This window comes from Bartonella sp. AP20NXHL, assembly GCF_042196165.1.
GTDB lineage: Bacteria > Pseudomonadota > Alphaproteobacteria > Rhizobiales > Rhizobiaceae > Bartonella.
In genome coordinates, this window is the sequence record NZ_JBHIPV010000002.1 from 32,459 (window position 1) to 47,085 (window position 14,627).

The window sequence follows — 14,627 nt, forward strand, 5'->3', positions numbered from 1 at the left end:
AGCTAAATACCTCATTGTAAAGGTATTAGAATATTCTTGATTTAAATTAATGCAGCTAACTTTAATAAGATGCACGCGATTTTAAAGAAATATAATCTTTTACTATTTTTTCATCATTAGCAAGACTTATAAAATGTTCTTCGTGTTTCATTACATCATTGAGATGAGATGGCCATGGAGCATGAAGGCCACAAGCGCTTTTAATCGTATCAGGAAATTTAGCTGGATGAGCCGTGGCAAGAACGATCATTGGAATATGCGGTTTTTTGTTTTCACGCGCTACTTGAAGAGCAACCGCTGTATGTGGATCAACAAGATAGCCACTTTCCTTATAGACACTATCAATTGTTTGAGCTGTTGTAGCCATGTTGCTTTTCCCGGCGGAAAATAGGGAACGAATATTTTTGAGTTGCTTTTCATCAAGAGTAAAGAGCCCCGTTTTTTTCAAGTTTTCCATTGCATTGCGAATCCAGATTGGATCACGATTGCCACTTTCAAAGAGCAAACGTTCAAAATTAGAAGAGACCTGAATATCCATAGAAGGTGATGTTGTATGGACTATTGGTTGTGTTTCATAAGTACCACTGGTCAATGTACGTACAAGGATGTCGTTATCATTCGTTGCGATGACCAGTTGAGCAATGGGTAATCCCATACGGGCTGCGACATAACCTGCAAAAATATCACCAAAATTTCCAGTAGGAACAGTAAATGAAACAGCTCTATCAGGAGCTCCTAAAGAAAGTGCAGATGAAAAATAGTAAACAATTTGCGCCATGATACGCGCCCAATTTATAGAATTCACACCTGAAAGTGCTCTTTTTGTACGAAAATTGTGGTCATTAAACATTGCTTTGACAAGGGCTTGGCAATCATCAAAATTTCCTTCAATGGCAATGGCATGAACATTTGAACATTGATTGGTTGTCATTTGCCGTTGTTGAACAGGTGATACACGTCCTTTAGGAAATAAAATAAAAATATCTGAGTGTTCTTTTCCAGCAAAAGCTTGTATCGCAGCTCCACCTGTATCACCTGATGTTGCAGCAATAATCGTTGCACATCTATTTTTTTCAGTCAAAACATAATCCATCAGTCGAGAAAGAAACTGCATTGCTACATCTTTAAAAGCTAAAGTAGGACCATGAAAGAGTTCAAGGATAAATTCATCTGCTCCAGTTTGTCGTAACGGACAGATTGCTGGATGGTGAAAGGTTGCATAAGATTCAGCGATCATATTTTCAAAAGCTGTATATTCGATTTCGTTATTCACAAAGGGCCACAGAATAGTTTTAGCAATTGTTGTATAGGACTGACCACGAAGTGCTCGTAACGCATCAAATGATAGCTGAGGAAATTTATCTGGCAAATAAAGTCCCCCATCATTTGCCAACCCTGTCATGATTGTTTCCGTAAAGCTTAAAGCAGGAGCTTCACCTCTCGTGCTGATATATTCCATAAGTCTTATCCTTTTTTTATTTCTGGCAAATTGGTGAAGTTATTTATTTCACGTTTTTCATAATATTTAAATTATTAAATGGATAGAGCTTCTTTTCTTCTTTTTAACTCAATAATGAAAGGAAATAGTCTTAAGCATTTTTATTTTTAAGATATAAACGTCAAATGTTCACAGAAAATCTGTTGCAGACGAAAATTTCCTCTCTATTATTCACTCACTTAAATTTTACAACGTATCTTCACTTGTGCACCTTCTAAAATAATAAAATTAAATAGATAGAATGGTAGTTACTGAAGAACTTTTGTATAAAACTCAATCATTCATAGTTATTTTATGCTCTTAATACTTTGTAACAATTACATCTGCTAAACCGAATGTTAAAATGATACATCTCAGAATTCACACTGGAAGATTTATAAGGTAATTTTATGGCATTTCGTGCGCAAATCTATACTTTGCATAATCTTTTTTTAGCATAATTTATCATTTTGTATAATAATAGATATTATATTTATGCTATACAGTATGGTAACTTAAAGTTTATCCATAGAAAACATACAACAGCCTGCTAAATGATGTGAAGCAGGCTGTAAAGTATTCTCATTTTTAATAGAAAAAATACTGAGTATCTTTGAATTATTTTCCTTTAATTTTTCCTATTGCACATCCGATTATCCCGCTAAATATGGACATAACAAATCCAGTCAAGAATCCAAAACCTAAAGCTCCTACTGTAGAAAAAATTCCTAGCGTAATTGGTTCAAACACTTTCTCAAATTTTCCTTCAAAGGCAGATTCACTTTTTGCTTTATGAGTGAAACTTGGGACATAAAGAGCCGCTATATCGATAGCTTTTTTCTTTCCTTGTTCTATTAAAGAGACAGTTTCCCATTGAGTATCATTGTTCAAATGATTGGCATGAACATTTATAACTTGTGAAAGCAAAAAAGAAACTGCTATTAAAATATTTAATACGTAAGTTTTCAATACTTTAATCATAATTTTTCACCACTACTTTTACTTTTATTTTAATCTGAATTGAATAGATTCGTCGGCAGAATTAGTGCACATTGAGAGAAACAGAAGCATTTAAAGCTTTTTTCATTCTTAGTGTGATAATTCATTAGTTTTTTGTCATCAACAATCGATCAACACAGAATATATCCATAGTTTATATTTCATATGAGAAGGTTTTATTCTGATGAAATTTCAATTCTAACGAGATTTAAAACACGATATTATTTTACTTATTATCCATCCTAAAAACATGCCTATCGTACTTGATGCATATCCAAGTGCCATCCCCATACCAAAAGCCCCGATTGTAAGAGGTTCAACGACCTTTTCAAATTTTCCTTCAATAGTAGTTTCATTACTCACTCCACGATTTAGACTGGGTCTATAGAGAGAAACGGTATGGACTACATCCTTTCTTTTCTGCTTTATTGCAGAAACAAAAGTATTCTCACGATGAGTACTATTTTGCAAAGAGTTTGCATGTACATTTACAACCTGAGAAAGAGAAAAGGCAGACATAATGAAAATACTTAATATATGATTTTTAAATAATTTAATCATAAGTTACCTCAAATATTTTATACTATATATATGCGTAAATTTATACTTTGGATATTTGGATATAATCTACAACATTTATATTTTGTAGAAAGATGAGCTTCATTATGTAATTATTTACAATAAATTATAGACACATAATGAAGCTAATATTCTAGAGTTCTAGATGAGGTTGAATTATTTGAACATCAATACTATGTCCTTTATCCAACTTATTATCGATCCTATAAAGCTCATTGCATATCCAGTAAACAATAGTCCCATTCCTATAGTTATAGGCTCAACGACCTTTTCTAATTTTCCTTCACCAGTTGTTCCATTTTCTGTTTGATAATTTACAGATGGAACATAGAAAGCAGTCGTAGAAACTACATCGGATGTCGCATATTTTACTTGTTCCATTGGGAAAACAGAAAGTTCCTCTTTTGGAGTATCATTTTTCAAATAGTTTGCATTAACATTTACAGTTTGTGAAATAAAAAAAGTGCTCGCTATAAAAATGCTTAAGATATAATTTTTAAATATTTTTATCATAACTTTACCTCAAATATTTTTAAGTTATATATGTAAGAAATATACATAATGTTTATGTATCTCACACTATATATAAGTTATATATTTCAATATGTATTTTTAGTCAATAATAAAAATACATATAAAAATATAACTGTAATTTTTTATAAACATTATTGTAAAAAAGTAACAGTAATAATTACAAAAATATTTTTTAAAAAATTTTATAAAATATCTTATTATGTGTTATATATAAAACAACACGTGGTTATCGTATGATTTTTATAAAATGATATTAATATTATTTTTTTTAATACAATTATAAATAATAAAGTTGATCAAACTTTTTACATAATAAATATATATAAATTTATTTATTATAGATATTATAATAAAAACATAAAAATTATGATGTATTTATAAAAATATTCTTAAAAATTAAAATATTAATGGACATGCTAAAATATTATTATTTATATGAGTTATTATAGATAGTCATTATTTTAATAATATGTGTTATATAGATATTATTAAGTTATTATTCAATGATTATTAATTGCATCATGATAGCATAATACTACTGCTTACTTAACTATTAATTATATACATTTATCTTATAGATAATAATATGTTATAGATACTAAAAAATATACAGCTCTCTCATAGTGGAAAGTAGAGCTCGAATTGGATAGAGATAAATGATATTATCTTTTTCTCGCCAATGTGAGCGGCGTATTACTATGATGCAAAGTGTATAGAAGAATGTCAATTCAGACATATTTATGAGTGCCGAAAGATCAGCATTGGATAATATTTTTCGACATTTTCTTCTTTCCAAACTGAAAAGCCGCTTTTATTTTTAGAAAGGGTGTTTTTCCTAAAGTTGGATTACTTTTGAAAAGATCTGATTTCATTGCTTATTTAAAAAGTCTATTAAGTGCTTTTGGAAAATTTTGAGCAACTACTGGTATCTCTGTACGTTGTTTAACATGATTGTATGTTTCATATTTAAGTGCTTTTTTAAAGAAACCGTTCTCAAGGTACTCAAGCCTATTTTGCAACGCTATATATGATGATAAAGTCCCATAATATAAAATTCTTAGGACATCAGAATTTTTGACGTTTATAAAGAAGAAAGATGGCAGTGCCATACACTTTGCTCGCTCCTAATGTTGCTACTAATTTTTGCCTTTTGAGATAATTCATTAAAAGGAATTTTTATTTCTTTAATTCAGCATATCCAGATTTTAAATGAGAGGATCTTACAATATTCGGTTTTTTTGCTTAATTTGAATAATGATTAATTATTGATTATAAATCAACATGTTGTCTGTAAATTACTTGGTATGAAATGTTTTTTATAAAAGGCACATTTTTCATAAAAATGTATTCTTTTTGTTTTTTGTAATCTTAGGGAGGTTGTACTAATTGATGCTGTTAAAATACTGTTTAAGCAGCAAAGTAAATAAGCCTTCAACAAGTTTACGAGATTTGGATTGAGCAAATATAAGCCCGTGTAACTCAACAAGGACGCTTTTATCATTTTCAATAAACTCTTGTGTTCCATAGATTCCGCGAATTTTAATATTTTTTTCCATGATCAATAGGCACATCCCTTACAATTTTACCATAGTATGTGATTTTTTTGATCAGATGAAAGAGGCTAGCAATTCTCACATCTTATCGAGCAAGGCATCGTAATATTCCTTTTTTGACAAATATAATAATTTATCAGGATGAGCTGCTGAGGTTGGGAGTGGGATATCGGAGTTGAGATAGATAAGCAGGGTTTAATTTTTATGAGTTGGCACCCCTGTTTTTTGCTTTTTTTAAAGCACGTGCAATGGTTAACAGACTTATGATTTCAATGAGGCGCTATATTTTTCCTTCACATTGAGATGCAATTCACCCGTGTCGTGATACGCATTTATTGAAGTTATTATAAAAGGAGCAACGAGAAGAGAAGGACATTTGAGTAAAAATTCTTCTTACAAGAGTTTACAAACTAATATATTCAAGAGATTTTTTTTATAATAGATCGCGCCATATTGCCATTGCTTCTAAAACTTCTCCTAAATGAGCATGTTTTGCGATAACTGTTTCTGCACCAGCTTCTGCAAGTGCATTAGAGTGGCCATGATAGCTATGTGATCCTCCCGTAAAGCCGATGACGCGCATGCCTGCTGCTATAGCTGCGTGTACACCATGAAGTGAATCTTCTATAACGATAGTGTTTTGGGGCTCTACTTGTAATTGTTGTGCGGCAAAAAGGAAAACATCAGGGGCCGGTTTCGTTCTTTTTGTTCCAACTTCAGGTGCTGAAAATATTTTACCTTCAAAAAGGTCATAGAGATCAACCGTGGTGAGCATCTCTTTTATATCTACGCTTTTTGCATTAGAGCAGATACAGTAGGGATAGCGTGTTTGAATAATTTCTACAGCTTCTCTTACATCATCAATAGCCCGTAATTTAGTTTTTATTTGTGTACGAAAAATATTAGTCATTTGGTCTATGAGATGAGCAGAAATTGGTTTTTCTGTTTCCTGTTCAACGTGTTTAAGAATATCGCGAAAGATAAGCCCTGCAAAACGCTCACTCAATTCTTCGGGTGATATTTCATATCCTGTTTGTTTGAGCAATTGTGATCCAATTTTTGCTGCAAGATATTCAGAGTCAACGAGAACTCCGTCACAATCAAAAATAATAAGATCTATCTGAGGCATAAGATATTCCTTTACATGTTACGAGATGGACAACTTTCATGAAAACGATATTGAGAGGATCTTATTTCATAAAAATAAGTTTTGAAAATGATTCTTAATTCTTTTACGAAATAAAAGATATGGGAACAGTACATTGAAAAAAAGAAAATTAAGGTTTCATTCATGTGAAAGTTTTTTTTTACTAAAAAAACAAAAACAATTATCAATTTTGTAGAATTTTAACGATACGTTTACGCTATTTTGTAAATATGGATTGGTAATGCGGGCCTATAAACTATTTTAGTTGATTATAGGGCAAATTTAGTTAATTTTGTTGGGTTTTTCATGACAGTTATTCAGCTTCAAAAAGATTTCCTTCGTATCCCCTCACAAATGCCATGGCGCAATAAAATTTTTAAAGGAGATTGTGTTTCCGTTCTAGAAAAACTTCCAAAACATTCTGTTGATATGATTTTTGCAGATCCACCCTATAATTTGCAATTGGATGGAGCTTTATACCGTCCAGATCATTCGCTTGTTGATGCGGTTGATGATGCATGGGATCAGTTTGAGAGTTTTGCTGCTTATGATGCTTTTACCCGTGCATGGTTGCTTGCTTGTCGTCGTGTATTAAAACCCAACGGAACACTTTGGGTTATCGGATCTTACCATAATATTTTTCGGGTTGGGACGGCATTACAAGATTTAGGTTTTTGGATGCTTAATGATATTATTTGGCGCAAGAATAATCCGATGCCTAATTTTCGAGGGCGCCGTTTTCAAAATGCTCATGAGACGCTTATTTGGGCCGTGCGAGATCAAAAAGATAAAAAGTACACATTTAATTATGATGCCTTAAAAGCGGCAAATGAAGATCTACAAATGCGTTCAGATTGGCTTTTCCCTCTCTGCACTGGAGCTGAACGTTTAAAGGATGATTCAGGGCGTAAATTGCATCCAACACAAAAACCGCAAGCGTTATTAGCGCGTATTATTATGGCTTCTAGTAAACCTGGTGATGTTATTCTCGATCCGTTTTTTGGTTCGGGAACAACAGGTGCTGTTGCCAAGCTTTTAGGGCGTGATTTTGTTGGGATTGAACGCGAGCAAGATTACATCGATGCAGCATGTGAGAGAATTGCGGCGGTTCAACCTTTAGCGCAACCAGAACTAGCGATTTTGGATAGAAAAAAAGCAGAACCGCGCGTAGCATTCAACAGTTTGCTTGAAGCAGGTTTACTCTATCCTGGAGAAGTTCTTTATGATCGTAAGAAGCAAGTATCTGCTATTGTAAGAGCTGATGGTACGATTATGCATGGTGGTGAAGCGGGTTCAATTCACGCAATGGGAAGAAAGGCTCAAGATTCGCAGAGTTGTAATGGTTGGACCTTTTGGTATTATGAGGAAAATGGACGGTTGAAGTCCATAGATCATTTAAGAATGATCATACGTTCACAAATGTTAAAAACGGGTGTTTTATGAACTAAGCTGATCGCTTCATTCTATTGACCACCAATGTACCTGATCTTGATTAAGATGGACGTGAGGGCGTTTTATGCCTTTCTTAGATGTTTTTTATTGACACACTAATCTCGCTTGTAAGCGGCAAGCGAGTATTTTTATGCTTCTTGTAGAAGAAATTAAAATGAGAAATTTTCACTCTATGTTCTAGTTTTAGTTCCAAGACAGTAAAATTTCAATATAAGCTTATAAAAATGAAATATCAGAATTAAAAGGTTCATTCAGAAGTTCCAAATTAAGTGCTTTTTTGAATACGTACATCTGTAAAGTGCGTAAAATGTATTTATTTATAAAGATAATTTAACGCAACTCATATTGAATTGCCCTCGGAATATCGTCAAGTTTTTTCATTTCAAACTTGTTCCATATTAAATCGATGAAAATTACTTGCTTGCATGTCATAAACGGGGTTGGCGTGTGAATAAAAATTGTTAACGAAAGAACTAAAAGTACCTCTTATGAACCGTTTCACGTACCAAGGGATGTTGAGGGGGCTGGTAAATATAACGATGGAGCCGACTTACTCCTTCATAAGCGAAAAAAGGATAGAACCTGAAATTTAAATTTAAGATTTTTAAGCTTTTCTATCCCTCCTTAATTCTTATCTGTAGAAAAAATTGGTTATTTCATTTTTTTAATTTTTCTTTTGCAGATTAATAAATAATCGCTAGAGATACAAAAGTCTCTGTTAGAAAACATTTTTATGAATAGGGAAGGTTATTTAAATCTGAAAGAATTGGGAAGTGCTACGGAAATGGCTTTTTTCATAACAGTAGGTAATGCTTCTTCGGTAAGATGTTGAATGTTACACCACCAACCATTTTCACAATTCATTTCATGAACATCTTCGGTATAGTAAACATCGAGTTTTAGAGAAAAGTGAGTAAAAACATGTGTAATTTGTCCCTTGAATTGCCAATTGGCAGTAAAGGGTGCGTTTTGGAGCCCATTTTCGTTGTTTATGCCAATATTGTTAGGAATTTGGGTCATTCCACCAAGGAGCTTTTGCGTCTGTCGTTTTTCCAAATAAATTTGTCTCTTTTTATTAAGGACCACAAAAGCAATACCTGTTTTTGAAGGGCGTTCTTTTTTAGGGGCTTTAACTGGAAAAGACTCCGGTTGTTGCATCTTTTCTGCTTTGCATAAACATTGAAGAGGGCAGGTATAACAAGATGGTTTGCGTGGAGTACAAATTGTTGCTCCCAAATCCATCATTGCTTGAGCAAAGTCACCAGGACGATTTAAAGCAGTAATTTTTTGTGTTTTTTCTTTAATTTCAACTTTTGCTTTTTGCAATATTGAAGTGATAGCAAAAAGTCGCGCTACCACACGTTCGACATTACCATCAACCACTGCTACAGGGTGGTTAAAAGCAATCGCAGCAATGGCTGCGGCAGTATAATCTCCAATACCGGCTAGAGTTCGCAATTCTTTTACAGATTGTGGAAATTGTCCCGCGTAGTTTTCAACAAGCTGTCGCGCACATTTTTTAAGATTACGTGCGCGTGAATAATAACCAAGTCCAGCCCATGCTTTCATGATATCATCTTGTGAGGCTTTTGCTAAAGAGAAAAGATCAGGCCATAGTTTTAGAAATTTTTTAAAATAAGGCTTAACTGTTTCAACGGTTGTTTGTTGAAGCATGATTTCAGAAAGCCAAACTTGATAAGGATCAGGACGGATACCTTGTTTTTGCTTTTCAGGGGTAATCCGCCATGGAAGATGTCTGTGATTTTGATCGTACCAAGCAAGGAGGTGCGAAGAAATTTCATACATGATTGCTTTCAAGCATAGGGAGATATAAAATGCAAAAGAAAAAATTATTTATTTTGTAATTCATGTTTTTTGCTCTTTTATTGTCAAGGCTCTGGTGAGAAAAGGCTTTTTATTTTGTTGATATTTCATAAATTGAGGAGGCAACAATTTCTAGATGAAACAAATGATTTTAATTTAGTAAGCGGTTGAACAATGATCTAAAAATGAGAAAACAGCTTAAAAAACGTATCTTTTATTCTCTTTCTGAGACGGTATACAAAATACTTGATCCAGTTTTACGCAAACGGACAGGGCTTAATGTAGCGCTTATAGAACATTGGCCACAGATTGCGGGCTATGATATCAGTGAACATACAATGCCGCTTAAAATTATTTGGAAACGTCGTGCAGATCAAGATGAAGTTTTTCAGCCAGCAACACTTGTTGTCGCATGTGAAGGATTTGCTGCGTTAAAATTGATGCATGAAACAGAGGAATTACTTCATAGAATTAACGGATTTTTTGGCTACATTGCTATTGATCGCATCAAGATTGAGCAAAGGAGTATGTCGGTTTTTATGAATCACTTGCCTCTAAAACCGCCTTTGAGTGAACAAGACAAAAAATGCGTGGAAAAAATGCTTGAAGGAATTGAAGATAAAAGCTTGCACCAAGCACTTTATAAACTTGGCTGTTGCATTTTCTTGGAAAAAAATAATAAATAGAAAGATATTTTATATATTTTTCTTTAATATATGAGAAAGCATTGGATTCCTATTTGTTAATAACAACAGAAAAGTATTATTTATGGTAAAATATCGTTCTTTTTTATCTTTCGGGATAATTTTTCTCTTCATAACGATTGTACAAAACAGTGTAACAGTTGCTTTAGCGCGTGATCCCAAACCAGTGGCAACAACTGTTGATATGGCAGAGCTTCTCCAATCGGGTAAAGTAAAGGATCGCTTTGAGGGAGAGGCGGATGCACCAGTCGTCATTGTTGAGTATGCTTCGTTGACATGTACCCATTGTGCGCATTTTTATAATGATATACTTCCCCAAATTCGTAAAAAATATATCAAAACAGGAAAAGTAAAACTTATTTTCCGAGAATATGCTTTTGATCCTCGGGCAACAGCAGGTTTTATGTTGGCACGGTGTGCACCAGAAGATCGCTATTTTCCTTTGATAGAAGTTTTATTTCAAAAACAAAATGAATGGGCTTTCGGAAAAAATGCTCTAACACCATTGAAAAAAATTGGCTTAATGGCTGGTTTTACAGATGAAAGTTTTACTGCTTGTTTGAAAAATCAGTCCATTTTAGATGAAGTAAATGCATCTTTTGAACGCGGTAAAGAGCTTGGTGTCACAGCAACACCTACTTTCTTTATTAATGGTAGTAAATATGAAGGTGCCATGAAAGTAGAAGAATTTTTTTCGGTGATTGATAGTTTTCTTAAAAACTGAATCTTAATCTTCCAGAAGATGGATAGTGATACTTTTGGCCATTATCTCCTTTGGAAGGATTAATATTATGCATTTATGAAGCGATATTGTTTTTGAGCCAATTTTGAATCAAATCATTGCTTTTAAATGAGCCTCGGTTGAATGATGTTTTGATGCTGATATGGGAGGATTTGTACAGTGAAAAAATGGGTTTATAGTTTTGGAGATGGAAAGGCAGAAGGAAGTGCAAGTGAGCGTAACCTTCTCGGAGGTAAAGGGGCTAATTTGGCAGAAATGAGTAATCTTGGTTTGCCCGTACCGCCAGGATTTACGCTGACAACAGAAGTTTGTAATTTTTATTACGCTCATGACAAATCATATCCAGAAGAGCTACAGGAATCTGTTAAGCAAGCACTAAGACGTGTTGGTGAACAAACAGGACGTGAATTTGGGAGTGAGCAAAAGCCACTTTTGCTGTCTGTTCGTTCAGGGGCTAGGGCTTCTATGCCAGGGATGATGGATACAGTGCTTAACCTTGGCATGAATGATGAGACTGTAAAAGCCATTGCTTTACAAGCCAATAATGAACGTTTTGCTTATGATAGTTATCGGCGTTTTATCCAAATGTATTCTAACGTTGTTTTGGGGCTAGACCATTCGTATTTTGAAGAGATTCTTGATGAAGCAAAGGCATGCAATGGTTACACTATTGATACAGAAATGACAGCAGATGATTGGAAGAATGTTATTATTTCTTATAAAGCCTATGTTGAAGAAAAATTAGGAACCCCTTTTCCACAAGATCCTGAACAACAGTTATGGGGGGCAATTGGAGCCGTTTTTTCAAGTTGGATGACGGCACGCGCAGTTACTTATCGCCGTTTACATAGCATTCCTGAAAGTTGGGGAACGGCAGTTAATGTGCAAGCTATGGTTTTTGGTAACATGGGAGAAGATTCAGCAACAGGTGTTGCTTTTACACGCAATCCATCGACAGGGAAAAAAGAACTTTATGGTGAATTTTTAGTTAATGCGCAAGGGGAAGATGTTGTGGCGGGCATTCGAACGCCTCAAAATATTACAGAAAGTGCGCGTATTGTTGCTGGTTCAAATAGACCGTCGTTAGAAAAAATTATGCCTGAGGCTTTTTTGAAATTATGTCAGATTGCGCAGAAGCTTGAGCAGCATTATCGGGATATGCAAGATCTCGAATTTACCATTGAAAAAGGTAAATTATGGATGCTTCAGACTCGTTCAGGAAAACGCACGGCTCGTGCGGCTCTCAAGATGGCAATTGAAATGGTTGAGGAGGGGTTAATAAACCGTGAAGAGGCTGTGATGCGTATTGATGCAAAGTCGCTGGACCAACTTTTGCATCCAACACTTGATCCTAAAGCAGAACGTTTTGTTATAGGACGTGGTTTACCTGCTTCTCCTGGAGCCGCAACTGGTGAAATTGTTTTTACTTCAGAAGAGGCAGAAACTGTGTCGGCGGAAGGTCGCAAAGTTATTTTGGTCCGTGTAGAAACAAGCCCAGAAGATATTCATGGTATGCATGCTGCAGAAGGAATTTTAACAACGCGTGGCGGTATGACAAGTCACGCTGCTGTTGTTGCGCGGGGGATGGGAAAACCATGTATTTCTGGTGCTGGCAGTGTGCGGATTGATTATAACACAAATACGTTGTTTGCCTCAGGAGAAAGCTTAAAAAAAGGTGATGTTATCACAATTGATGGTGGAAGTGGAGAAATTTTCAAAGGGAAAGTTGCAATGTTGCAGCCTCAGCTTTGCGGAGACTTTGCAAAATTAATGGAATGGGCTGATGGGATGCGACGTATAAGAGTTCGCGCTAATGCTGATACACCATCTGATGCCCGTATGGGGCGATCTTTTGGGGCTGAAGGTATAGGTCTTTGCCGTACGGAGCACATGTTTTTTTCTGATGAACGTATCGTTGCTATGCGTGAAATGATTTTAAGTCATGATGAAAGTGGTCGTCGTAAAGCACTAGATAAGCTTTTGCCAATGCAGCGTTCAGATTTTAGTGAATTATTTGAAATTATGTGTGGTTTACCTGTTACTATCCGCTTGCTAGATCCACCATTACATGAATTTTTGCCTAAAACGAAAGCAGAAATTCTTGATGTTGCAACAGCTATGGGGGTTTCTGCTGAAGTTCTTGCTGAACGCGCTCAGCAGTTGCACGAATTTAATCCTATGCTTGGATTACGAGGATGCCGTTTAGCTATTACTTATCCTGAAATTGCAGAAATGCAAGCGCGGGCGATTTTTGAAGCAGCAGCAGAAGCTGCCCAAAAATCTGGATCTCCTGTTATGCTTGAAATTATGGTGCCACTGGTTGCGCTTAAATCTGAACTCGATTTTGTAAAAGCGCGTATTGATCAGGTTGCTGAAGAAGTGATGAAAGAAAAGGGAAGCACTATTCAATATATGGTTGGGACGATGATTGAACTTCCAAGGGCGGCGCTTCGAGCAGATGAAATTGCTGAAACTGCTGAATTTTTTTCATTTGGAACAAACGATTTGACACAAACTACTTTTGGGATTTCCCGTGATGATGCTGCTCCTTTTTTAGCAACCTATTTTCAAAAAGGTCTTTTAGAGCAAGATCCTTTCGTGTCTATTGACCGTGATGGAGTAGGGGAACTTATTACCATTGCTGCACAGCGTGGACGTTCAAAGCGTGCAAAAATAAAATTGGGAATTTGCGGTGAACATGGAGGCGATCCTGCTTCTATTACTTTATGCGAAGAAAATAACTTAGATTATGTTTCGTGTTCTCCTTTTCGAGTACCAATTGCTCGTTTAGCAGCAGCTCAGGCCGCAATAGCAAAAAGGATGTAATGGGTTAATATTTTTTGTTGTATCGTTATTACTGAAATAAATTTTTATATATTCTTTTATTTTCTTTAATAAAGGGAATAAAAATGCTTCTAAAATGCACGATAAGTTATGTTACGCGAGAAAGTGCTTTTTTTAGAAGTTTATAAGAAAAAATATAAAGCAGGATAGACAAAGATGTATTATTAATACACTTTCTATTGAAGAACCTCTTGATAGAGAGAAACGTGTTATTGTGCAGTCAATTTACGCGTTTGCTTTTTTATGGGGGAATGAGCTCCTCACGCAAAATAGAATGCTCCAAACAAATGTATTTTTTTTGCACATCATGCTGTTTGAGATAGACATCTCTCAGTGGATGTCCATTTCACATTGACATTCGTGGAATGGGGATTATGTAAACTCCCCGTAAGTTTATAAACTCCACTATACGCTACCATCTTTACCTTTATGAAGGAATATCAAAGTTATACAATATGTTGATTTATAATGATATTTTTTTATTTCTTATATTGAACAAAAGCTGTAAATATCATAAGATCTTCTCATTTCAACTTCTTTTATAATGAATCAATCAAAACCATGTTTTTTGCATGTTATAGGCGGGATGAGCGTCTGTGGATAAAAAAATAAAGCAAGGATATGCCTCTTATGAATCGTCTCAAGTGTCAAGAGTTGTCACAAATTGAAGGTAGGTACAGTGTGTAATGGTGCTGGCTTGCTTTTTCACAAGTGTAAAAATAATAGCGCGCGCGCAGTAGGGGCTGCTATTATTCACGGGCGTTGTTGTGAA

General features: G+C 34.8%; 12 protein-coding genes. 4 read left to right on the forward strand and 8 right to left on the reverse strand.

What is annotated here, in order from left to right; translation table 11 throughout:
• Positions 1 to 61 precede the first annotated feature (61 nt).
• The 7 genes from thrC to ACFILL_RS01410 all read right to left on the reverse strand — a co-directional run bounded on the left by thrC (position 62) and on the right by ACFILL_RS01410 (position 6,271).
• Complete coding sequence (gene thrC / locus ACFILL_RS01380; RefSeq protein ID WP_375643150.1) at positions 62 to 1,459, reverse strand: threonine synthase; 1,398 nt, start codon at positions 1,457 to 1,459, stop codon at positions 62 to 64.
• A 636-nt stretch (positions 1,460 to 2,095) separates the two neighbouring features.
• Entirely contained in the window at positions 2,096 to 2,458 is a 363-nt protein-coding gene (locus ACFILL_RS01385; protein ID WP_273791361.1) for a hypothetical protein, read from the reverse strand.
• Between the two features lie 216 nt (positions 2,459 to 2,674).
• Positions 2,675 to 3,037 carry a hypothetical protein gene (locus tag ACFILL_RS01390; protein ID WP_375643149.1) on the reverse strand — a complete coding sequence of 121 codons (363 nt, stop codon included), beginning with the start codon at positions 3,035 to 3,037 and terminating at the stop codon, positions 2,675 to 2,677.
• Between the two features lie 174 nt (positions 3,038 to 3,211).
• Positions 3,212 to 3,568 carry a hypothetical protein gene (locus ACFILL_RS01395; RefSeq protein WP_273791363.1) on the reverse strand — a complete coding sequence of 119 codons (357 nt, stop codon included), beginning with the start codon at positions 3,566 to 3,568 and terminating at the stop codon, positions 3,212 to 3,214.
• A gap of 896 nt (positions 3,569 to 4,464) precedes the next feature.
• Positions 4,465 to 4,698 carry a hypothetical protein gene (locus ACFILL_RS01400; protein WP_273791557.1) on the reverse strand — a complete coding sequence of 78 codons (234 nt, stop codon included), beginning with the start codon at positions 4,696 to 4,698 and terminating at the stop codon, positions 4,465 to 4,467.
• 273 nt (positions 4,699 to 4,971) lie between these two features.
• Positions 4,972 to 5,145 carry a hypothetical protein gene (locus ACFILL_RS01405; protein WP_375643148.1) on the reverse strand — a complete coding sequence of 58 codons (174 nt, stop codon included), beginning with the start codon at positions 5,143 to 5,145 and terminating at the stop codon, positions 4,972 to 4,974.
• A gap of 430 nt (positions 5,146 to 5,575) precedes the next feature.
• Positions 5,576 to 6,271 (reverse strand): HAD family hydrolase, encoded by a 696-nt coding sequence (locus ACFILL_RS01410; protein WP_375643146.1) that lies wholly within the window; start codon positions 6,269 to 6,271, stop codon positions 5,576 to 5,578.
• A 372-nt stretch (positions 6,272 to 6,643) separates the two neighbouring features.
• Between ACFILL_RS01410 and ACFILL_RS01415 the strand changes: the two genes are divergently transcribed.
• Positions 6,644 to 7,732, forward strand: a complete 1,089-nt coding sequence (locus ACFILL_RS01415) for a site-specific DNA-methyltransferase (RefSeq protein WP_375613050.1) — start codon at positions 6,644 to 6,646, stop codon at positions 7,730 to 7,732.
• A gap of 756 nt (positions 7,733 to 8,488) precedes the next feature.
• Here ACFILL_RS01415 and mutY read toward each other — a convergent pair.
• Entirely contained in the window at positions 8,489 to 9,547 is a 1,059-nt protein-coding gene (gene mutY / locus ACFILL_RS01420; protein ID WP_273791560.1) for an A/G-specific adenine glycosylase, read from the reverse strand.
• Between the two features lie 203 nt (positions 9,548 to 9,750).
• Between mutY and ACFILL_RS01425 the strand changes: the two genes are divergently transcribed.
• From ACFILL_RS01425 to ppdK, 3 genes are all read left to right on the forward strand, one after another.
• Positions 9,751 to 10,251, forward strand: a complete 501-nt coding sequence (locus ACFILL_RS01425) for a DUF721 domain-containing protein (protein WP_273791561.1) — start codon at positions 9,751 to 9,753, stop codon at positions 10,249 to 10,251.
• Positions 10,252 to 10,333: 82 nt separating this feature from the next.
• Entirely contained in the window at positions 10,334 to 10,993 is a 660-nt protein-coding gene (locus tag ACFILL_RS01430; protein WP_273791562.1) for a DsbA family protein, read from the forward strand.
• Positions 10,994 to 11,170: 177 nt separating this feature from the next.
• A complete protein-coding gene (gene ppdK / locus ACFILL_RS01435) occupies positions 11,171 to 13,837 on the forward strand; it encodes a pyruvate, phosphate dikinase (protein ID WP_375631392.1) in 2,667 nt (888 codons plus the stop codon).
• The last annotated feature ends 790 nt before the right edge of the window (positions 13,838 to 14,627 follow it).

Bases quoted from the DNA above. Each gene is read 5' to 3' on its own strand.
- ACFILL_RS01410 (WP_375643146.1), bottom strand. From the start codon at position 6,271: ATGCCTCAGATAGATCTTATTATTTTTGATTGTGACGGAGTTCTCGTT.
- ACFILL_RS01405 (WP_375643148.1), bottom strand. From the start codon at position 5,145: ATGGAAAAAAATATTAAAATTCGCGGAATCTATGGAACACAAGAGTTT.
- thrC (WP_375643150.1), bottom strand. From the start codon at position 1,459: ATGGAATATATCAGCACGAGAGGTGAAGCTCCTGCTTTAAGCTTTACG.
- mutY (WP_273791560.1), bottom strand. From the start codon at position 9,547: ATGTATGAAATTTCTTCGCACCTCCTTGCTTGGTACGATCAAAATCAC.
- ACFILL_RS01400 (WP_273791557.1), bottom strand. From the start codon at position 4,698: ATGGCACTGCCATCTTTCTTCTTTATAAACGTCAAAAATTCTGATGTC.
- ACFILL_RS01430 (WP_273791562.1), top strand. From the start codon at position 10,334: ATGGTAAAATATCGTTCTTTTTTATCTTTCGGGATAATTTTTCTCTTC.
- ACFILL_RS01425 (WP_273791561.1), top strand. From the start codon at position 9,751: ATGAGAAAACAGCTTAAAAAACGTATCTTTTATTCTCTTTCTGAGACG.
- ACFILL_RS01395 (WP_273791363.1), bottom strand. From the start codon at position 3,568: ATGATAAAAATATTTAAAAATTATATCTTAAGCATTTTTATAGCGAGC.
- ACFILL_RS01390 (WP_375643149.1), bottom strand. From the start codon at position 3,037: ATGATTAAATTATTTAAAAATCATATATTAAGTATTTTCATTATGTCT.
- ACFILL_RS01385 (WP_273791361.1), bottom strand. From the start codon at position 2,458: ATGATTAAAGTATTGAAAACTTACGTATTAAATATTTTAATAGCAGTT.
- ACFILL_RS01415 (WP_375613050.1), top strand. From the start codon at position 6,644: ATGCCATGGCGCAATAAAATTTTTAAAGGAGATTGTGTTTCCGTTCTA.